The organism is Streptomyces sp. NPDC101118 (assembly GCF_044759445.1).
In the GTDB taxonomy this organism is placed as follows: Bacteria; Actinomycetota; Actinomycetes; order Streptomycetales; family Streptomycetaceae; genus Streptomyces.
This window is the reverse complement of the sequence record NZ_JBIVZG010000034.1, coordinates 50,518-69,164: the sequence shown is the minus strand read 5'-3', so window position 1 is coordinate 69,164 and position 18,647 is coordinate 50,518. Positions and strand designations below refer to the sequence as shown.

Below are 18,647 nucleotides of genomic sequence, written 5' to 3'. Positions count from 1 at the left end.
CGGCCGGTCCTCCGGCACCGGCTCGTGCTCCGGCACCGGCCAGCCCACCGACCCTGGCCAGGCCACCGGCACCGGCCGGTCCTCCGCCACCGGCCGGTCCTCCGGCACCGGCTCGTGCTCCGGCACCGGCCAGCCCACCGACCCTGGCCAGGCCACCGGCACCGGCCGGTCCTCCGCCACCGGCCAGCCCACCGGCACCGGCTCGTGCTCCGGCACCGGCCAGCCCACCGGCACCGGCACCGGCTCGTGCTCCGGCACCGGCCAGCCCACCGGCACCGGCCTGTGTTCCGGCATCGGCCGGTTCTCCGCCACCCACCGGTCCACCGCAACCGGCTCGCGTACCCGCACCGGCCTTCGCCGGTCCTCCGGCCCCCGCCGGTCCTCCGGCCCCCGCCGGCCCCCCGGCATCCGGCCACCCTCCCACCGCGGCCCTTCCTCCGGCGCCCGCCCGCGGCGGTGCGTGGTGCAGCTGACCTGGCAGACCGCGGACCTGGTGCTGGCCGAGCCGCTGCGCATCTCCCGCTCGGTGACGGCGCGCCGCGACGCCGTCTGGATCGCGGTGGAGCACGGCGGAGTGCGCGGCCGGGGCGAGGCCCTCGCCAGCGACCACCTCGGGCTGCCCACCGCCCGCATCGAGCGCCGGCTCGCCGCCGCGCGCCCGGCGGTCGAGCGGTACCCCGACCCGGAGACGGCCTGGGACGATCCCGGTGCCGCGGTCTGGCGGGCGCTGCCCGCCGGCGTGCTGGCCGGGGTCGAGGCGGCCCTGCTCGACCTGGTCGGCAGGCGGGCCGGACTGCCGGCCCACCGGGTGCTGGGCGGCCGTGCCGCGCCGGAGGCGGCGACCGCCCGTACGATCGGCATCGTCCCGCCCGCGGACGCGGCCGCGCAGGCCGCACGCCTCGCGGCCGCGGGGTTCACCGTCCTCAAGGTCAAGGCCGGGTCCTCCGACCCCGCCGAGGACCTGGCCCGGGTGGCGGCCGTACGGGCCGGAGCGCCCGGCGCCCCCGTGCTGCTGGATCCCAACGGGGCGTGGACCGAGCACACGGCCCTCGCCCTGCTGCCCCGCTTCGCCGCGCTCGGCGTCACCGCGGTCGAGCAGCCCGTCGCGCCGGGCCGCCCCGACGCACTGGCCCGCGTCGCGAAGGGATCCCCGGTCCCCGTCATCGCCGACGAGGACGCCGTCTCGTACGAGGACGCCGTCGCACTCGCCGGCCGCGTGCACGGGGTCAACGTCAAGCTCGCCAAGTGCGGCGGCGTGCGGGCGGCCCTGCGCATCCACGACGCCCTCCGCGGCAGCGGCACGGACCTGATGCTCGGCTGCCTCACCGCCAGCTCGCTCGGCATCGCCCCGGCCGTCCACATCGCGGACCGCGCCCGCTGGGTGGACCTCGACGGCCACCTGCTGCTCGCCGACGACCCCTGGACCGGCATCGGCGGGACCGACGGCACCGTACGGGCCCCGGCCCGGCCGGGCCTGGGCGTCACCCGCGCCCTGGGGGAGGCGCCGCCCCGACGACCTGCCGCCGCATGCCCGGCGCGGTGCGGGGCAGGAGCGGAGCGATCCGTTCCGGCTACGCGAACAGGAGGCGGCGATGGACGGGATCGTGATGCTGCGGGAGGACCACAAGACGGTCGAGAAGCTGTTCAAGCGGTTCGAGAAGACCGGTGACGAGGACGTCGAGGAGCGCCGCGAGATCGTCGACGAGGTGATCGGCGAGCTGACCGTCCACGCCTGGATCGAGGAGCAGGTCTTCTACCCCGCCGCGCGGGAGGCCGCTCCGGACACGACCGACCACGTGCTGGAGAGCGTGGAGGAGCACCACGCGGTGGTGTGGATGCTCTCCGAGCTGAAGGACATGGACGCGGCCGACGAGCGGTTCAAGGCCAAGATGACCGTCCTGATGGAGAACGTCCGGCACCACGTCGAGGAGGAAGAGGACGACTGGTTCCCCGAGGTGCGCAAGGCCATGGGGCGCAACCGTCTCGTCGAGCTCGGCGAGCGGATGGAGGAGGCCAAGGGGGAGGCGCCGCGCGACCCCCTGCAGATCCCCAGCGCCCGCGACGACGTCGTCGGCGACGACGGCACCATGCGGGACGAGGCCTCCGCCCGGGACGAGGACTCCGAGGGGCAGGACGAGTCCGAAGACCTGGAGGAGCTGCCCGCCGCCCGGGCCGCCTGACGCCACCCACCACCCACCACCGGTCCGGGAAGCCCGCAGGCGGCGCTGCCCGGACCGGTGGCCGGCCTGCGCCGACTGCGGGTGACCGAAGATTTCGATTGGATAACGGAGCGAGAGGTGAAAGTCGTTCAGGTCTGTATTGGTTTCCCCAACTCCCTTTTCATTCAACATGATTGAGTGAACATCAGGTGTAATCGAAAGGTAACGTTCAGGTATCCTCGCGCCGGTTGCCCTTTGTCTGAATTCTCCCGTGCTTCCCTCTGGCACCCTTTCGCCAACTCCCTCATCGAAACCAGGATCTTCGAGGTACTGAAGTGAGCGAAAGACGTCGCCGCGGGCGCGGAACCAGAGGGCTCACGGCCGCCCTCGTGCTGGCGCTGGCGGGTGCCGGCGCGGGCATCGGACTGGTGGTCACGCCGCGGGCCTCCGCCGTCACTCCGCCGGTCTCCTTCACCGCCGACAGCCTGCCCACCTGGCAGACCAACGGCATCGTGTGGGCCCTGACCCAGGTGAACGGAACCGTGTTCGCCGGCGGGACCTTCTCGGAGCTCCGGCCGCCGGCCGGCGCGGCCGGCACCCCGCGGACGGCGGTGAACTTCGCCGCCCTGAACGCCGCGACGGGCGCCCCCACCGCGTGCCGGCTGTCCTTCACGGCGACCAGCGGCACCGCCACCGTGCGCTCCCTCGTCGTGTCCAGGGACAAGAAGACCCTGTACGCGGGTGGCCGGTTCGGCGCCGTCAACGGCGTCAAGGTCTCCAACGTGGCCGCGATCGACATAGCCGGCTGCACTCCGAAGCCGGCCTTCCACCCGAGCTTCTCGGCGACCGTGCGCGCCCTCGCCGTCTCCGACACCACCCTGTACGCCGCCGGCGACTTCAGCACCGTCCAGGGCCAGACCCGCCGGAAGTTCGCCGCGGTCAACGCCGCCACCGGCGCGCTCCGCGCGTTCACCGCGAACGCCGACGAGTCCGGCCGGGCCGTCGAACTCACCCCGGACGGCAAGAACGTGCTGCTCGGCGGCGACTTCTTCACCGTCAACAACAGCTCCAGCCACGCCCTCGCCGTGGCCGACGCGGTCTCCGGCGCGGTCCGCAAGACGTACAGCAGCTTCCACCGCCTCTCCGTCGTCATGGACATCGCCACCGACGCGACCGGCTTCTACACGGGCAACCAGGGCAACGGGGGCGGCGTCTTCGACGGGCGCGCCGCGTTCGACCTGGACGGCTTCGGCGAGCGGTGGCGCGACCGCTGCCTCGGCGCCACCCAGAACGTGCTGCCGTACGGCGGGGCCCTCTACATCGCCTCGCACGCCCACAACTGCGCCACCGAGGGCGAGTTCCCGGACGACGGCAAGCGCCGCTACCTGATGGCGCAGCCGACGGCCCACAAGGGCACCGTGCCCGCTCCGGTGGACGGCTTCGTGCCCGGCCCGCGCAAGCTCGGCTGGTTCCCCGCCGTCAACGGCGGCATCGGCGAGGGCGTCGGGCCCCGCGTGATGACCGCCGCGTCCAAGGACGGCGTCGCGTACCTCTGGGTCGGCGGCGAGTTCACCACCGTCAACACCAAGCCCCAGCAGGGTCTGACCCGCTACGCGTCCACCGGCGACGTCGGCAACCCGACCACCCCGGTGGCCGGCGCCGGCAGCGTCGGCCCGGGCGAGGTGCAGGTCCGCTGGCGCACCAGCTTCGACGCCGACGACAGCAGGCTGACGTACCGGATCTACCGCAACGGCGGCAGCACCCCGGTCCACACGACGACCGCCGACTCGCTCGAGTTCGAGCGGCGCCAGGCCTCCTGGACCGACACCGCGGTCACCGCCGGCACGACGTACACCTACCGGGTCACGGCCACCGACGGCGCGGGCAACACGAGCGCCAAGTCGGCCACCGCCTCCGTGACGGTGCCGGCCACCACCCAGTCCTATCCCGACCGGGTCCGCGCCGACGGCGCCCAGCTGTACTGGCGCTACGACGACACCGTCAGCCCGTACGTGGCCGACTCCTCCAAGGCCGGCAACACCAGCGGCCTCCAGGTCGGCGGCCCGGCCCTGCGCCAGGCGCCCGGCGCGGTCAACGGCACCAGCACGGCCATCGGCTTCAACGGCTCGGGCCAGCAGGTCTACAGCGACCACCGCCAGACGGTGGGCAGCGCGTACAGCCTCGAAACGTGGTTCAGGACCGGCACCACCCGCGGTGGCAAGCTGATCGGCTTCGGCAGCCACACCACGTGGAACAGCAGCCAGTACGACAAGCAGCTCTACCTGACCGACACCGGCCGCGTCGTGTTCGGCGTCTACCCGGGCTCGGTCCAGGTCATCGCCTCGCCGTGGCAGGAGGCGTACAACGACAACCAGTGGCACCACGTCGTCGCGACCCAGGGCCCGTCCGGCACGGCGCTGTACGTCGACGGCAAGCTCAAGGCCACCTCGGGCGTCACCGGCCACGGGGAGTTCACGGGCTACTGGCACGTCGGCGGTGACAACCTCGCCGGCTGGCCCGCGCGCCCGAGCAGCGACGCCTTCACCGGCCAGATCGACGAGACGGCCGTCTACCCGAAGGCGCTGACCGCCGCCCAGGTCTGGAACCACTACGGGCTGGCGTCGGTCTCCTGATCCCGCCCGCCCGACGGAGTGCGGGGGCCGGCCGGTCGGGCCGGCCCCCGCACCCCGTCCCGTCGTGACATGGATCACCCGCCCCCTCCGGGTCACGGAAGGGTCACGACCGCTCCCGCCGGTGTGATATGTCGGGATATGTGGATCGGCGGGCCGTTTTTTCCGCTTCCGCCGAATGCCCGTCTCGCACGACGAGACGACCGGCGGGAAATCCCTTGTGGCGCCGGAGCCTGACGTCCCGTCGGCCGTCTCACCCCTCGGTCACCACCGCCCGACTGCACGTCGGCGGACGGTTTTCAAGCCGGGTCCGCCGAGCCGTACCCGCTGGCAACTCCCCTGACTTGCCAGCCCGTTGCGCCCCTTCCAAGAATGGCGGCCCGCTCGGCGCCCCAGCGGCCCGGGCGCTCACGCTTGGCGAACACCGAACGAGGTCATGCATGCAGAAGCACCGCAGGAAGAGCCAGTACACGAAGATCGCCATCGGCGCCGTCGCGCTCGGCGTGGTGGGCATACCCACCGCCGTCGCGGGCCTGGGCGCGGAGGAGGCGGGCGCCGTGACGCGCGCCGCCGCGACGGCCACGCGTACGGCACCCGAGGCCGGCACCGCCGCGGCCGGGGCGTCCGACGCCTCGGCCCCCGCCGCCCCGGCCGCCTCGAAGAAGCCCACCGCGGCCGAGCGCGTCGTGGCGCTGGTGAACAAGGAGCGCGCCAAGGCCGGCTGCCGCGCCGTCAAGATCAACGCGAAGCTGACGAAGGCCGCCCGCAACCACAGCAAGGACATGGCCGCCCACCGCACCATGTCGCACACCGGCTCCGACGGCTCGGACCCCGGCGACCGCATCACCCGGGCCGGCTACCGCTGGCGCACGTACGGCGAGAACGTCGCCTACGGCTACAGCACCCCGTCCAAGGTCATGGCCGCCTGGATGCACAGCCCCGGCCACAAGGCGAACATCCTGAACTGCGCGTTCAAGGAGATCGGCGTCGGCGTCGCCCAGCCGGACCACTACTGGACCCAGGTCTTCGCCACCCGCCTCTGACCGGCGCGGCCGCCGCCGGGGCCGGGCCCCGGCGGCACCCCGCCCGAGCCCCCGGCGGCACCCCGCCCGGCCGCGACGCCCGTGCCGGAGCGTTCCGCCGCCATCGAACATACGATGGGCGGGAGCCGGCGCGACCAGCTCGGCGCACCGGCGGCCGGAGCACCCAGGGCGGAGCACAATGCCACAGGCCACCGACGCGGCGCGGACCGTCATCCTGACGGTGGACGACGACCCGGGTGTCTCCCGCGCCATCGCCCGCGACCTGCGGCGACGCTACGGCGGCGGGTACCGCATCGTCCGGGCCGAGTCCGGCGGATCGGCCCTGGAGGCGCTGCGCGAGCTGAAGCTGCGCGGCGACCTGGTCGCCGTGATCCTGGCCGACTACCGCATGCCCCGGATGAACGGCATCGAGTTCCTCGAACAGGCCATCGAGGTGTACCCCGGGGCGCGGCGCGTCCTGCTGACCGCCTACGCCGACACCAACGCCGCCATCGACGCGATCAACGTCGTCGACCTCGACCACTACCTCCTCAAACCGTGGGACCCCCCGGAGGAGAAGCTCTACCCCGTCGTGGACGACCTGCTCACCGCCTGGCGCTCCAGCGACCACCGGCCGGTACCCGCCACCAAGGTGGTCGGGCACCGCTGGTCCGCCCACTCCTCGCACGTGCGCGAGTTCCTCGCCCGCAACCAGGTGCCGTACCGCTGGTACTCCTCCGACGAGCCCGAGGGCAGGCGCCTGCTGGCCGCGGCCGGCACCGACGGCCGCCGGCTCCCCCTGGTGGTCACACCGGACGGCACCGCGCTGATCGAGCCCGAGACCCCCGAGCTCGCCGCCCGCGTGGGGCTCGCGACGACCCCGGCCGCCGAGTTCTACGACCTCGTCGTCATCGGCGGCGGCCCGGCCGGCCTCGGCGCCGCGGTCTACGGGGCCTCCGAGGGGCTGCGCACCGTCCTGGTCGAGCGGTCGGCGACCGGCGGCCAGGCCGGCCAGAGCTCCCGCATCGAGAACTACCTCGGCTTCCCGGACGGCGTCTCCGGGGCCCAGCTCACCGACCGGGCCCGTCGCCAGGCGACCCGCTTCGGCGCCGAGATCCTCACCGCCCGCGAGGTCACGGGCCTGGAGGCGCACGGCGCCGCCCGCGTCGTGCGCTTCGCCGACGGCTCGGCGGTCGCCGCGCACAGCGTGATCCTGGCGACCGGGGTCTCGTACCGGCAGCTGGCCGTCCCCGGGTGCGACGACCTGACCGGCCGGGGCGTCTTCTACGGCTCGTCCCTCACCGAGGCGTCGTCCTGCGAGGGCCAGGACGTGTACGTCGTCGGCGGCGCCAACTCCGCCGGACAGGCCGCGGTGTACCTCGCGCGCGGCGCCAAGTCGGTCACGCTGCTGGTGCGCGGCGAGTCCCTGACGGCCTCGATGTCGCACTACCTCGTCCAGCAGATCGAGGAGGCGCCGAACATCACCGTCCGGCCCCTGACCGTCGTGGCGGAGGCCCACGGCACCGACCACCTGGAGCGGCTGACCCTGCGCGACGCCGTGACCGGCGCCCGCGAAGTGGCCGAGGCCCACTGGCTGTTCGTCTTCATCGGCGCCGCTCCGCTGACCGACTGGCTGGAGGGCACCGTCCTGCGGGACGGGAACGGCTTCATCCTCGCCGGACCCGACCTCACCCCGGACGGCCGCCCGCCCGCGACCTGGGAACTGGACCGGCCGCCCTACCACCTGGAGACCAGCGTCCCCGGCGTGTTCGTGGCCGGTGACGCCCGGGCCCAGTCCGCGAAGCGCGTCGCCTCCGCCGTCGGCGAGGGCGCCATGGCCGTGATGCTCGTCCACCGCTACCTGGAGCAGTCATGAGGACGCCGTCATGAGCGCCGAAGTCACGGCCTGCGACCCGACCGAGATCGCCACCCTCTTCCTCTTCGAGGAGCTGTCCCCGGAACAGCTGGGACGGCTCTGCGCCGAGGGGCGGGTGGAGCGCTTCGACCCGGGGCCCGTCTACACCGAGGGCGAACCGGCCACCTGCTTCTACGTGATGATCGAGGGCACCGTCGTCCTGTACCGCCGGGTCGGCGGCGACGACGTGGAGGTGAGCCGCACCTCGCAGCGCGGCGTGTACGCGGGCGCCATGCAGGCGTACCTGGGCGACCGGGTGCCCCAGACGTACGTCAACTCGATGCGGGTGACCGAGCCCACCCGCTTCTTCGTCCTCCCCGCCCAGTCGTTCGCCGACGTCATGCGCGAGTGGTTCCCGATGGCCGCCCACCTGCTGGAGGGACTGTTCTTCGGCTCCAAGAACACCCAGCGGGCCATCGGCCAGCGCGAGCGCCTGCTGGCCCTGGGATCGCTCTCCGCCGGCCTCACCCACGAACTCAACAACCCGGCCGCGGCCGCCGTCCGCGCCACCGCGGCGCTGCGCGAGCGCGTCGGCAAGATGCGGCACAAGCTGGCGCACATCGCGCAGGGCCCGTACTCCCGCGCGACCCTCGCCGACCTCATCGAGATCCAGGAGCGCACCGCGGAACGCGTGGCCAAGGCCCCGGTGCTGAGCCCCCTGGAGGCGTCCGACCGCGAGGACGAGCTGACCGACTGGCTCGACGACCACGGCATCCCCGAGGGCTGGCGGGTCGCGCCCACCTTCGTCCAGGCGGGCCTGGACACCGACTGGCTGGACCAGGTCGCGGCGGCCGTGGCCGAGGACGTCCTGCCGGGCGCCGTCGGCTGGCTCAACTACACGGTCGAGACCGAACTGCTGATGGACGAGATCGAGGACTCCACCACCCGCATCTCGAACCTGGTGGACGCGGCCAAGCAGTACGCGCAGCTGGACCGCGCCCCGCACCGCGACGTCGACGTCCACGAACTCCTCGACAGCACCCTGCTGATGCTCTCCGGCAAGATCGGCCCCCGGGTCCGGGTGGTGAAGGACTACGACCGCTCGCTGCCCGAGGTGCCGGCCTACCCGGCGGAGCTCAACCAGGTGTGGACCAACCTGATCGACAACGCGGTCGCCGCCCTCACGGACGGCGGCGGCGAGGGCACCCTCACGGTCCGCACGGCACGGGAGGGCGACCGGCTGCTCGTCGAGTTCCGCGACACCGGCCCCGGCGTGCCCGACGACATCCGCGACCGCATCTTCGACCCCTTCTTCACCACCAAGCCGGTCGGCGAGGGCACCGGGCTCGGCCTCGACATCTCCTGGCGGATCGTGGTCAACAAGCATCGCGGGAGCCTGCACGTCGAGTCCGTGCCGGGCGACACCCGCTTCCAGGTCCTGCTGCCGCTGACCGCCCCCGACACCGGAGCAGGAACGGAGGAACCCGCATGACCGGAACCGGAGGAACCGGCGGAACCGGCGGAGCGGACGGGTCCCACGGGGCCCGGGGAGCCGACGGGACCCACGCCGCCGACGGGATCGACCCGGCCGTCCCGCCCGGCGGCACCGGCTGCGGCGACTGCGACGCACTGGGCGGCTGGTGGCTGCACCTGCGGCGGTGCGCCCTGTGCGGGCACATCGGCTGCTGCGACTTCTCGCCGGGGCAGCACGCCACCGCCCACTGGAAGGCCACCGGCCACCCGCTGGTGCAGAGCTTCGAGCCGGGCGAGGCCTGGTACTGGAACTACGACACCGGCGCCCTGTACAAGACGGGCCCCGAACTGGCCCCGCCGTCCGACCGCCCCACGGAGCAGCCGTCCCCGGGACCGGCCGGCCGGGTCCCGCCGGACTGGCGGGACCGCCTCCACCGCTGAGCGCGCCCCGGCCCGTACCCGCAGCGGAAGCCGGCCGGGGATCAGTGGCTGAGCATCCTGACCCGTCGGGTCCCGTCCGCGGCCTCCTCGGGCTCCGGCCCGGCCGGCGGCCAGAGCCGCAGCGCGGCCAGCGCGGCCACGGTCGCGACCGCGCCCAGCGCGAGGGCCGCGGACCGGAGGCCGGCCACCGCACCCAGCCAGCCCGCGAGCGGGTAGGTGAGCAGCCAGCAGGCGTGGGACAGCGAGAACTGGGCGGCGAACGCCGGGGCCCGCTGCTCGGGCGGCGCGGCGCGCCGGACCAGCCGGCCGGTCGGGGTGAGCACCGCCGAGCAGGCGGCCCCGAACGCCGTCCAGGTCGCCAGCAGCGCGGGCCAGCGCCAGCCGCCGCCGTTCCCGGTGGTGACCGCCACGAGGGCGGCGAAGACCGGCGGCAGCGCCAGCGCGCCGCCCAGCATCACCGCCCGCTCCGGGACCCGGTCGAGGACCCGGGGGAGCAGCAGGGCCACGGCCATCGAGCCGGCGCCGTACGCGCCGAGCGCGAGGGCGACGTCGCCGGTGCCCCGGCCCAGCCGGTCGCGCACGCAGACGACGGTGTTGACGGTGACCATCGCCCCGGGCGCGGCGACCGCGAGGTTCAGCCACAGCAGGGCGCGCAGCCGGGGGACGGTGAAGAACAGCCGGCTGCCCGCGGTGGCCTTGGCGTACACGCCCCCCGCGGGGCCGGCCGGCGGCGCGGGCCTGGGCAGCGCGACGGAGACCACGAGGAGGGCGGAGGCGAGGAAGCCGCCGACGGTGCCGAGGAAGAGCCGGTCGTAGCTCATGAAGGCGAGCAGCGCGGCGGCGAGCGCCGGGCTGAACAGGCTCTCCAGGTCGTAGGCGAGACGGGACAGGGACAGGGCCCGGGTGTAGTCGCGCTCCTCCGGCAGCACGTCCGGGACCACGGCCTGGAAGGTGGGGGTGAAGGCGGCGGAGGCGGCCTGCAGGACGAAGATCAGTACGTAGACCTGCCAGACCCGGTCCACGAACGGCAGGCCGAGCGCGACGCCGGCTCGCATCAGGTCCGCGCCGGTCATCAGGGCGCGGCGGGGGAGCCGGTCGGCGAAGGCGCCGACGAGCGGCGCGATGCCGACGTACGCCACCATCTTGATCGCCAGTGCGGTGCCCAGGACCGACCCGGCGCGGCCGCCGGCGAGGTCGTAGGCGAGCAGGCCCAGGGCGACGGTCGCGAGACCGGTGCCGGTCAGGGCGATGACCTGGGCGGCGAACAGGAGCCGGTAGGTGCGGTGGCTCAGGACCGAGAGCATGCGCGGACATCCTTTCCGGACGGGGCGACCGTTCCAGCGTACACATCATGTGCGCATGTGTGCACATGATGACGGGAGGCCTCGGCCGGACGTCCGCGGGTCTTAGGCTGTGCCCATGCCTGCCAGCGAACCGGTCCCTCCTGCAGCCCCTGCGCACCTGCGGGCCCCCGACGACGCCCGCCTCGCCGAGGCGGCCGGGGTCTTCGGCCTGCTCTCCGACGCGACCCGGCTGCACCTGCTGTGGCTGCTCGCCCAGCAGGAGTCCGACGTCGGCTCGCTGGCCGAGCGGTGCACCGCCTCGCGCACGGCGGTCAGCCAGCACCTGGCCAAGCTCCGCCTGGCCGGCCTGGTCGAGACCCGCCGCGAAGGCCGGTACGTGTACTACCGCCTCCGGGACGGCCATCTGCGCAGGCTGGTCCTGGAAGCCCTCAGCCACGCCGACCACCGCATCACCGGCGAGGCGCCGCACGACTGACCGGCCCCGCGGGTTTCGGGGCGGCCCCAGTGGTGAGACGCCGGGCATGGTGCGAATCGGGTACACGATGATGACCGAGCAGGCCGGCCCCCGGGACCTGGTGGAACACGTGGTGGGCGCCGAGCGGGCGGGGTTCGACTTCTCCGTCGTCTCCGACCACTACTTCCCCTGGCTCGACTCCCAGGGACACGCGCCCTACGCGTGGAGCGTCCTCGGCGCCGCCGCCCAGGCCACCGACCGGATCCCGCTCATGACGTACGTGACCTGCCCGACCTTCCGCTACCACCCCGCCGTGGTCGCGCAGAAGGCGGCCACGATGCAGCTCCTCTCCGGCGGCCGGTTCCGGCTCGGCCTCGGCTCCGGCGAGAACCTCAACGAGCACGTCGTGGGCGGCGGCTGGCCCGCCGCGCACGTCCGGCTGGAGATGCTGGAGGAGGCGGCCGGCATCATCCGCGCCCTGTTCGGCGGCGGAACCGTCAACCACCACGGCACCCACTTCGACGTCGAGAACGCCCGGCTCTGGGACCTCCCCGACGAGCCCCCGCCGATCGGAATCGCCGCCTCGGGGCCGCGCTCCTGCGAGATCGCCGGACGCCACGGCGACCTGCTCGTCGCCATCGAGCCGGACCGGGACCTGGTGACCGCCTTCGGAGAACACGGCGGCACGGGCAAACCGGTCGTCGGCCAGCTCGCCCTCAGCTACGACCCGGACCACGACGCGGCCGTGGCCCGCGCCCACGACCAGTTCCGCTGGTCCGCCGCCGGCTGGGAGGTCAACGCCGAACTCCCCGGCCCGGCCGGCTTCGCCGCGGCATCCGGGCACACCCGGCCCGAGGACGTCGCCAAGGAGATCCCCTGCGGCGACGACCCGCGGACGTTCGTCGACGCGGTACGCCCGTTCGTCGACGCCGGGTTCACCGAGATCGCACTGGTCCAGATAGGCGGGAAGCACCAGGCCCCGTTCCTGGAGTGGGCCGAGGCCGAACTCCTGCCCGCACTCCGCGAACTCTGAGCCGCGCGACCGCCCGCGACGGAGGTCCCCCATGACCGAGACCCACGAGCGCCGGATCGTGATCGTCCGGCACGGCAAGGCGGTGCCCAAGCACACCGCAGACGACCCGGACCGCGACCTCACCGCCCGCGGCCGCCGCGACTCCGGCCGGGCCGGGCAATGGCTGGAGGAATCGGGGTACCGCTTCGACCTGACCCGGTGCTCCACGGCGGTGCGCGCCCGCCGGACCTGGCAGATGATCGTCCCCCGGCTCTCCGCCCCGCCGCCGGCCTCCTACTCCGAGCAGCTCTACCACGCCGACGCCGAGTACCTCCTCGCCGTCCTGCGCGGCTCGGCCCCCGAACTGACCGGCGTGCTCCTCGTCGGCCACAACCCGGCCGTCCACGACCTCGCCGTCACGCTGTGCGGCAGCGGCCCGAAACCGCTGCGGCGGACCCTGGAGGACGGCCTGCCCACCGCGGCCGTGGTCGTGCTCACCCTGGACGGCCCGTGGGAGCGGCTCGGACCGGGCGCGGCGCACCTCACCGACCTGTGGACACCCGGCGGCGGCTGACCCGCCGGGGCGCCCCGGAGGGGTTTCGGACGGCGCTGCGGGGAAGACGCCGATACGGGGTGGCCGGAAGGGAGCGGCCCGGGAACGCGGGAACGGGGGGCGACACACCGCATCCCGAGGACCGTGGGCGAGAGGAGGAGGACCGTGCGACCGCGAGCAGCCAGCGGCCTCACCTGCGAGCGGGCCCGGGACATCACCCGGCTCGTCCTCGCCGCCCGCGGTGTCACGGGCACCGAGGCCGACGACGCGCTCCTCGTGGTGACCGAGCTGGTGTCCAACGCCCGGCGGCACGCGGGCGGCGTCACCGCCTTCCGGATCCGCTGCGTGGAGTCCCGGGCCGTGGTCGAGGTCTCCGACGCCCGGCCGGACCTGCCCGTGAACCGGCCCACCCCGGCCGACATCCCCGGCCGCTTCGGCTGGCTCATGATCAACCAAATCGCGGAACGGGTCGCGGTGGAGCCCCGGGGCGCCGGGAAGACGATCGCCGTGGTGCTCCCCGCGCACGGCCGCCCCTCACGGAGGCCCGCCGCCGCGGGCCGGCGCGGCACGCAGCACTGACGGCACCACCGGCCGGCCCCGCGCCGGGCACCGCCTCCGCCCCGCGGCAGCGGCGGTGCCCGGCGGGCCGTACGTCAGTGCCCGTGCCCGTGGCCGTCCCCGGAGCCCGGGGGCTTCGCGGCGGGACCGGTGGGCGTGGGGGCGGGCATGCCCGTACGGGCCGTGGGCGCCCCGCCCGGCCCGGCCGGCGGCGTCGCCGACGGCCCCTCCCGGCCGGACTCCCCGTGCCCGGACTCCCCGTGCCCGGACTCCCCGTGCCCGGACTCCCCGTCCCCGGACTCCCCGTCCCCGGACTTCTCCTGCCCCGGATGCTCCTCGGAACCGTGGCCGTGACCGCCGCCGGTACCGGTGCCGGTCTCCATGGAGGCGGCCACCTCGCGCAGGCCGAGGAAGGCCACCACGGCGGTGACCAGGACCGCCAGGCCGACCGGACCGAAGACGCGCCTCACCGGCGTCTCCGGGTCCTTCACCACGAACGCGGCGAAGGAGACGACCAGACCGGCGGGGACGAGGACGGCGCCCCGCGCGGGGAAGTCGTCGAAGTGCTGGAGTCCGCCGGAGAGCATGCCGATGCCGAAGGACAGCGTCAGCGAGGCCCCGATCACCGTCAGGAGCCGGGCGGGGCCGGGGCGCTCACGGGTGAGCAGGAACTCGTTGAGGAGGGTGGCGGCGAGGAACACCGCCGCCCCGTAGAGCCCGACACGGGTGTACCGCGCCGGGTCGAGGGGGTGGTGCACCACGGCCCCGCTGATGAGGCCGGCGCCGACGAAGTAGCCGACGTACCCGAGGTAGCGGGCGGACAGGGACCGCCGGCGCTCCCGGCGGGAGCGTTCCCGGCGCCGGGCGGCGCGGCCGGCGGCCGGCCCGGCGTCGTCGGAGGGTGCGGCGCCGGACGCGGCGGGGGCGTCGGGCAACTGGGTCTGGGACATGAGTGGTTCCTTGCGCAGGCGTGGACCACCCCGCGCGCGCCCGGAGGGGCCGCACGTGGGGGAAAAGGTAGGAAACGGGCAGACCGGCCCGCTCCTATACCCGCCGCACCACAGAACCGACGGAACTTCGCAAGGGGGGCAGCGCCCGGTCGCCGCCCGCGGTGCGGGTGGCTGCGCCGCTCCCGGGGGACGCGGGCTCACCGAGCGGGGCACGCCCGGGCGGGCTCAGCTCCCCGCCGTGCTGGGTGTGCCCGGCATCGCAGGCCTCGGCCGGATGGCTGTGCCCGCCCCCGTCACCATGGCCGCCGGGCGCGGGGACGGCGGCGCGGTCGCCGGGTCCGGGGCGCTCGGGGGACCCGGCCGGGCCGGCCTGGGCGCGACCGTACCCGTGGCCGGTGTGCGGCTCGGCGGCTGTCGGGCGCAGGGGTCCGCCGTCCCCGTGCGGCCCGCCTCCGGCCGGCGGCGGCGTCGCGTCGCCCGTCCGCGGCCCGCCGTCCGTCAGGGACGGCGGCGTGACCGGGCCGCCGAGGGCGTGCGCGGAGGCACTGTCGGCGCCCGCGGCATGCGTGTACAGGAAGCCGAACAGCAGCAGGGCCAGCCACAGCAGCCGCAGCGGGCCCGCGCTGCTGCGGGTCCGCGGGTCGACGCTCGCACCGGCCGTGATCACGCCGCGACCCTACCCGCCGACGCCGCCCGTCCCGCGAGGACCCCCGCGCTCAGCGCCCGAACGCGTAGGCGCACAGCCCCGCGTTCCCGGAGAGGACGAGGTGGCGCGCGTCCGGCGACCAGGCGCAGGAGTTCACGGCGCCGTCGGTGCGCATGGCGGCGACCAGCTCATGGGTCTCGCAGGACCAGACGCGTACGGTGTTCGACGCGTCGGCGCCCGCGAGCCACCGCCCGTTGGGGCAGAAGGCCACGGCCGCCACGGGACCGTGACACGAGAACACGGCTATGAGCACACGGTCAGCCACGTCCCAGAGGCAGACGAGTCCGTCCCGCGTGCCGACCGCCAGCCGGCCGTCGTCGGGGGAGACGACCAGCTGCGTCGGGGTGCCCGGCTGCTGAAGGACGGCCCGGTGCCGACCCGTCGCCGTGTCCAGGAGGCGCAGCCCGTCTGCGGAGCGGAGGGCGAGCCACGTTCCGTCGGAGGACACGGCCATGCCGTCGAAGCGCGGGGCTCCACGGAATCCGGCGGAGCGGGCACGTCGCCGGACGTCCCAAACCGAAATCCCGGAGGGGTCCCGGGCGGCCAGCCAGGCGCCGTTGGCCGAGAACACCGCGCGGCCCATTTCGTCCGCGGCAGGGCCGAAGGAAACTGCCGTCCGGGTGTCCAGGTCCCACAGCCGGGCGCCGTTCCCGAGGTCGGCGACGGCCAGCAGCCGCTCGCCAGGGGGGAAGGCCGGCTCGTAGTACGAACTCGTCACTTCGCCGAGGAGGGCCACGATTGACCCGGTGGCCAGGTCTCGTAGTTGCAGGCCGTCGGGTTCCGAGGCGGTCGCCACGAACGCTCCGTCCGGATCCACTGCCACTGGGCCGGTGGGGTCGTGACCCCGGGACCGAGGCGAGCCTTCCGGCGTCCACACGCGGACCACCCCGCCGGCGTTCGGCACGGCGGCGGTCACCGTGGCGGCCCAGCCGAGGTCCGGAGCGACGGCCGTCCGCAGCGTCGTGTCGGCCGAGTCGATGTCGAACGTGGCCAGCCGCTCACCGGTCTCCGCGTTCAGCACCCACAGCGCTCCGGGGTACCGGGCGGCGACGCGCCGGGCCCCCGGCCCGGCCCGGAGACCGGCGTCGCCCTGGCTGCCGGGGATCTCACTGACCTCTCCGGTCGCCGCCCGCCACACGCGGAGGCGTCCCTCCCTGTGGCTGATGGCCAGGGCTGTCCCGTCCGTGGAGGCGGCGAGGTCTGCAACGGGGCCCCCGCTGCTGACGGTCCGCCAGGTGTCACTGGCTTCCTCCCACACGTACACGGTGAAGCGGCCCCCCGCGGCGACCCAAGCGCCGTCCCGACCGACGGCCAGGCGGGGGCAGTGGCCGGGGTCGAAGCCGGACGCCGCCGGGCTGGGCGGCAGCCGCCGGCAGGTCCCGCGGCGGGTGTCCCACAGGCGCAGCCGGGTCCCGCTCCAGCCGCCCTCCAGGCAGTGGGTCCCGTCCGGCGCGAGGGCCGGCCGGCCGAAGCTGTGGGACCGCCACGACCAGGTCCGGAACGTGCGCCTTCCGGTGGCGACGTCCCACACGCCGAGGAACCGGCCGTCGGTCGCCGCGACGTACGCACCGTCCTGCGTGAGGGCAGCCGCACGGGACCGGCGCCCCGTACGGCCAAGGGCGAAGGATGCCAAGCACGCTCCGGACTCGCGGTCCCACACGCGGACGCCGTCCCCTTCCGCCACTGTGACGAGCTGCCGGCCGTCCGCCGTGACGGCCAGGTCCGCGATGTCCGCCCCGGGCGTGTCCAGGGAGCGCAGCAGGCTCCGCGGCGGGGTGTCGGGGAGCGGCCAATGGTTCCGCAGGAACGGGCCGGGGAGGGTGGCGGGGCCTGAGGCGCCGGTGACGGTCTGCTCCCCCCAGTGCGGGAGCGGGGCCAGGCGGCTGTGGAGGATCGCGGTGAGGGCGCGGACCGGCTCGACCGGGCCCATGAGGTGCGCGGTCCGGGCCAGGTCGCGCGCCAGCGCGGCGGCGGATTCCCCCGGGATCCGCGCGAGGTCCCGCCAGGGCGCGGTCGGCCCGCGCTGGTGCAGCCTGGTCTCCACCCAGCGCAGGTCCCCGGCCAGGGCCAGGGCCTCGGCCGGGCGGTCCGCCTCCAGCAGGTGTTCCACCAGGTGGTCGAGGAGGTACCGGTCGGCCTGCTCCCACCAGGCCGGGCCCGGACCCGCGGGCCGGACGGCGTCGAGGAGGGCGCGGTGCAGGTCGCGCAGCGGCTCGGCGCCCCGCTCCCGGCGCAGGTAGTCGCGGAGCACGTCGTGCAGGGTGAGCGTGCCCCTGTTCTCGGCCCGGACCGTGAGCAGGGAGAGCCTGCCGAGCCGGCCGCACAGGGCGCGGGACTCTTCCTCGGACAGGCCTCCCGTGGCCCGCCACAGCCGGGCGACGAGCGGGACCGGCACGGCCTCGTCCTCGACGAACACGCCCAGCTCGGCGAACCGCGCGTCCGCGCCGGCCGGCAGCAGCCGGGTCGCGGCCTCGACGGTGGCCCGGACCATGCCCTGGCGCAGGCGGGGGTCGTCCAGTTCGCGTTCGCCGGGTGCAGGGCCCCCGTCGGCCGCTGCGGGGCCGTGCTCCCGGAGCCTGCGGAGAGCCCGGGCCGCCACGTCGGCCGGGTCGGCGCCCGTCTCGATCTGCTCGGCCATCAGCTGGTTCGTCAGGCGCAACAGCAGGGGCCAGCGGCCGGTGACCCGCAGCAGTTCGGCCACGGTGCCGGGCGGGAGGTCCGGCAGTTCGTGGGTGAGGACCCGCGAGGCCTGGTCCGCGGTCATCTCGTCGACGAGGACGCGCGGGCAGTCGCGGGGCAGCAGCCGGGGGTTGCGGGTGGTGACGAGCCGGACGCACCGCCGGCCGCCCTGGAGGAAGGGTTCGAGCTGCTCCGGCTCCCACACGTCGTCGAGCACGAGCAGGGTGCGCGGCTGCCGGTCGAGCAGCCGGCCGAGGTGGGCTCCGGCGGTCATGGGGTCGTCGAACGGCGTGGTGTCGCCGGTGACGTACTGGGTGATCCGCACGATGGCCGCGGCGAGGTCCGGGCCGGTGACCCCGCGGCCGATGGTGAAAAAGTGGACGCGCCGGCCGAACCGGCGCCGCACTCGCGGGTGCGCGCACACGACGCCGGCGAGCGTCGTCTTCCCGTAGCCGCCCGCCCCCTCCAGGGAGGTGGTGATGCCGACGGGCCCGCCGCGCCTGCGGTGGCAGACGGTGGCGACGGCCGTGCGGCTCTCCCGGCGGCCGACCACCCAGGCCTGCACCCGCGGCGGGTTGCCGCCGGTGACCGGCCGTCCGGCCCGCCAGCCGGATACGACGGCCTGCACGCCCAGCACCGCCGCGGTGGCGAACAGCCCGTACACCCACGGCCAGGGGTCCGCGCGTACGGCGTCCAGCGGGCCGGGCCAGCGGTCGTGGGACGTGGCCGCGTTGGCCGCCAGCGAGGCCAGGGCGGCAACGGCCGCCACCAGAACGGCCGCGACGACCGCCAGCGCCTTGGTCAACGTGCCCACCCGCACCCCCGCAGGAATCCCGAACGCGCCTCGTGCA

Annotated in this window: 15 protein-coding genes and 1 pseudogene; 11 read left to right on the top strand and 5 right to left on the bottom strand. The window is 74.9% G+C overall.

Features of this window, described 5'->3' with window-relative positions; all coding sequences use genetic code 11:
- Positions 1-294: pseudogene (locus ACIQUQ_RS33995) on the bottom strand (Toxic cation resistance protein); the annotation flags it as partial.
- Between the two features lie 169 nt (positions 295-463).
- Here ACIQUQ_RS33995 and ACIQUQ_RS33990 point away from each other — a divergent pair.
- The 7 genes from ACIQUQ_RS33990 to ACIQUQ_RS33960 all read left to right on the top strand — a co-directional run bounded on the left by ACIQUQ_RS33990 (position 464) and on the right by ACIQUQ_RS33960 (position 9,580).
- Entirely contained in the window at positions 464-1,669 is a 1,206-nt protein-coding gene (locus ACIQUQ_RS33990; protein ID WP_403983816.1) for an enolase C-terminal domain-like protein, read from the top strand.
- The gene (locus tag ACIQUQ_RS33985; protein ID WP_403983812.1) at positions 1,593-2,180 is read left to right on the top strand and encodes a hemerythrin domain-containing protein; all 588 of its coding nucleotides are present in this window, start codon (positions 1,593-1,595) and stop codon (positions 2,178-2,180) included. The genes ACIQUQ_RS33990 and ACIQUQ_RS33985 overlap by 77 nt, the downstream gene beginning before the upstream one ends.
- Positions 2,181-2,494: 314 nt before the next feature.
- Positions 2,495-4,792 (top strand): LamG-like jellyroll fold domain-containing protein, encoded by a 2,298-nt coding sequence (locus ACIQUQ_RS33980; protein WP_403983810.1) that lies wholly within the window; start codon positions 2,495-2,497, stop codon positions 4,790-4,792.
- A 437-nt stretch (positions 4,793-5,229) separates the two neighbouring features.
- Positions 5,230-5,832 carry a CAP domain-containing protein gene (locus tag ACIQUQ_RS33975; protein ID WP_403983808.1) on the top strand — a complete coding sequence of 201 codons (603 nt, stop codon included), beginning with the start codon at positions 5,230-5,232 and terminating at the stop codon, positions 5,830-5,832.
- A 178-nt stretch (positions 5,833-6,010) separates the two neighbouring features.
- On the top strand, positions 6,011-7,687 hold the full coding sequence (locus ACIQUQ_RS33970; RefSeq protein WP_403983806.1) for an FAD-dependent oxidoreductase: 1,677 nt from the start codon (positions 6,011-6,013) through the stop codon (positions 7,685-7,687).
- Between the two features lie 10 nt (positions 7,688-7,697).
- Entirely contained in the window at positions 7,698-9,158 is a 1,461-nt protein-coding gene (locus ACIQUQ_RS33965) for an ATP-binding protein (RefSeq protein WP_403983804.1), read from the top strand.
- Positions 9,155-9,580 (top strand): UBP-type zinc finger domain-containing protein, encoded by a 426-nt coding sequence (locus ACIQUQ_RS33960; RefSeq protein ID WP_403983802.1) that lies wholly within the window; start codon positions 9,155-9,157, stop codon positions 9,578-9,580. The genes ACIQUQ_RS33965 and ACIQUQ_RS33960 overlap by 4 nt, the downstream gene beginning before the upstream one ends.
- 41 nt (positions 9,581-9,621) lie before the next feature.
- Here the strand turns inward: ACIQUQ_RS33960 and ACIQUQ_RS33955 are convergent, their stop codons facing one another.
- Positions 9,622-10,884 (bottom strand): MFS transporter, encoded by a 1,263-nt coding sequence (locus ACIQUQ_RS33955; RefSeq protein ID WP_403983800.1) that lies wholly within the window; start codon positions 10,882-10,884, stop codon positions 9,622-9,624.
- A 115-nt stretch (positions 10,885-10,999) separates the two neighbouring features.
- Here ACIQUQ_RS33955 and ACIQUQ_RS33950 point away from each other — a divergent pair, with 115 nt between their 5' ends.
- The 4 genes from ACIQUQ_RS33950 to ACIQUQ_RS33935 all read left to right on the top strand — a co-directional run bounded on the left by ACIQUQ_RS33950 (position 11,000) and on the right by ACIQUQ_RS33935 (position 13,482).
- Positions 11,000-11,359 carry an ArsR/SmtB family transcription factor gene (locus ACIQUQ_RS33950; RefSeq protein ID WP_399956366.1) on the top strand — a complete coding sequence of 120 codons (360 nt, stop codon included), beginning with the start codon at positions 11,000-11,002 and terminating at the stop codon, positions 11,357-11,359.
- A 46-nt stretch (positions 11,360-11,405) separates the two neighbouring features.
- Positions 11,406-12,371, top strand: a complete 966-nt coding sequence (locus ACIQUQ_RS33945) for an LLM class F420-dependent oxidoreductase (RefSeq protein ID WP_403983797.1) — start codon at positions 11,406-11,408, stop codon at positions 12,369-12,371.
- Positions 12,372-12,402: 31 nt separating this feature from the next.
- A complete protein-coding gene (locus tag ACIQUQ_RS33940) occupies positions 12,403-12,924 on the top strand; it encodes a SixA phosphatase family protein (RefSeq protein ID WP_403983795.1) in 522 nt (173 codons plus the stop codon).
- A gap of 144 nt (positions 12,925-13,068) precedes the next feature.
- A complete protein-coding gene (locus ACIQUQ_RS33935) occupies positions 13,069-13,482 on the top strand; it encodes an ATP-binding protein (protein WP_403983793.1) in 414 nt (137 codons plus the stop codon).
- A 74-nt stretch (positions 13,483-13,556) separates the two neighbouring features.
- Here the strand turns inward: ACIQUQ_RS33935 and ACIQUQ_RS33930 are convergent, their stop codons facing one another.
- The 3 genes from ACIQUQ_RS33930 to ACIQUQ_RS33920 form a co-directional block, all read right to left on the bottom strand.
- Positions 13,557-14,411, bottom strand: coding sequence for a hypothetical protein (locus ACIQUQ_RS33930; RefSeq protein ID WP_403983791.1), 855 nt, complete (start codon positions 14,409-14,411; stop codon positions 13,557-13,559).
- Between the two features lie 94 nt (positions 14,412-14,505).
- Positions 14,506-15,078 carry a hypothetical protein gene (locus tag ACIQUQ_RS33925; RefSeq protein WP_403983789.1) on the bottom strand — a complete coding sequence of 191 codons (573 nt, stop codon included), beginning with the start codon at positions 15,076-15,078 and terminating at the stop codon, positions 14,506-14,508.
- A 49-nt stretch (positions 15,079-15,127) separates the two neighbouring features.
- Positions 15,128-18,601 (bottom strand): NB-ARC domain-containing protein, encoded by a 3,474-nt coding sequence (locus tag ACIQUQ_RS33920; RefSeq protein ID WP_403983787.1) that lies wholly within the window; start codon positions 18,599-18,601, stop codon positions 15,128-15,130.
- Positions 18,602-18,647 lie beyond the last annotated feature (46 nt).

Coding starts and splice junctions, on each gene's coding strand:
- ACIQUQ_RS33940 (WP_403983795.1), top strand. CDS start 12,403: ATGACCGAGACCCACGAGCGCCGGATCGTGATCGTCCGGCACGGCAAG.
- ACIQUQ_RS33955 (WP_403983800.1), bottom strand. CDS start 10,884: ATGCTCTCGGTCCTGAGCCACCGCACCTACCGGCTCCTGTTCGCCGCC.
- ACIQUQ_RS33970 (WP_403983806.1), top strand. CDS start 6,011: ATGCCACAGGCCACCGACGCGGCGCGGACCGTCATCCTGACGGTGGAC.
- ACIQUQ_RS33975 (WP_403983808.1), top strand. CDS start 5,230: ATGCAGAAGCACCGCAGGAAGAGCCAGTACACGAAGATCGCCATCGGC.
- ACIQUQ_RS33965 (WP_403983804.1), top strand. CDS start 7,698: ATGAGCGCCGAAGTCACGGCCTGCGACCCGACCGAGATCGCCACCCTC.
- ACIQUQ_RS33930 (WP_403983791.1), bottom strand. CDS start 14,411: ATGTCCCAGACCCAGTTGCCCGACGCCCCCGCCGCGTCCGGCGCCGCA.
- ACIQUQ_RS33945 (WP_403983797.1), top strand. CDS start 11,406: ATGGTGCGAATCGGGTACACGATGATGACCGAGCAGGCCGGCCCCCGG.
- ACIQUQ_RS33985 (WP_403983812.1), top strand. CDS start 1,593: ATGGACGGGATCGTGATGCTGCGGGAGGACCACAAGACGGTCGAGAAG.
- ACIQUQ_RS33960 (WP_403983802.1), top strand. CDS start 9,155: ATGACCGGAACCGGAGGAACCGGCGGAACCGGCGGAGCGGACGGGTCC.
- ACIQUQ_RS33950 (WP_399956366.1), top strand. CDS start 11,000: ATGCCTGCCAGCGAACCGGTCCCTCCTGCAGCCCCTGCGCACCTGCGG.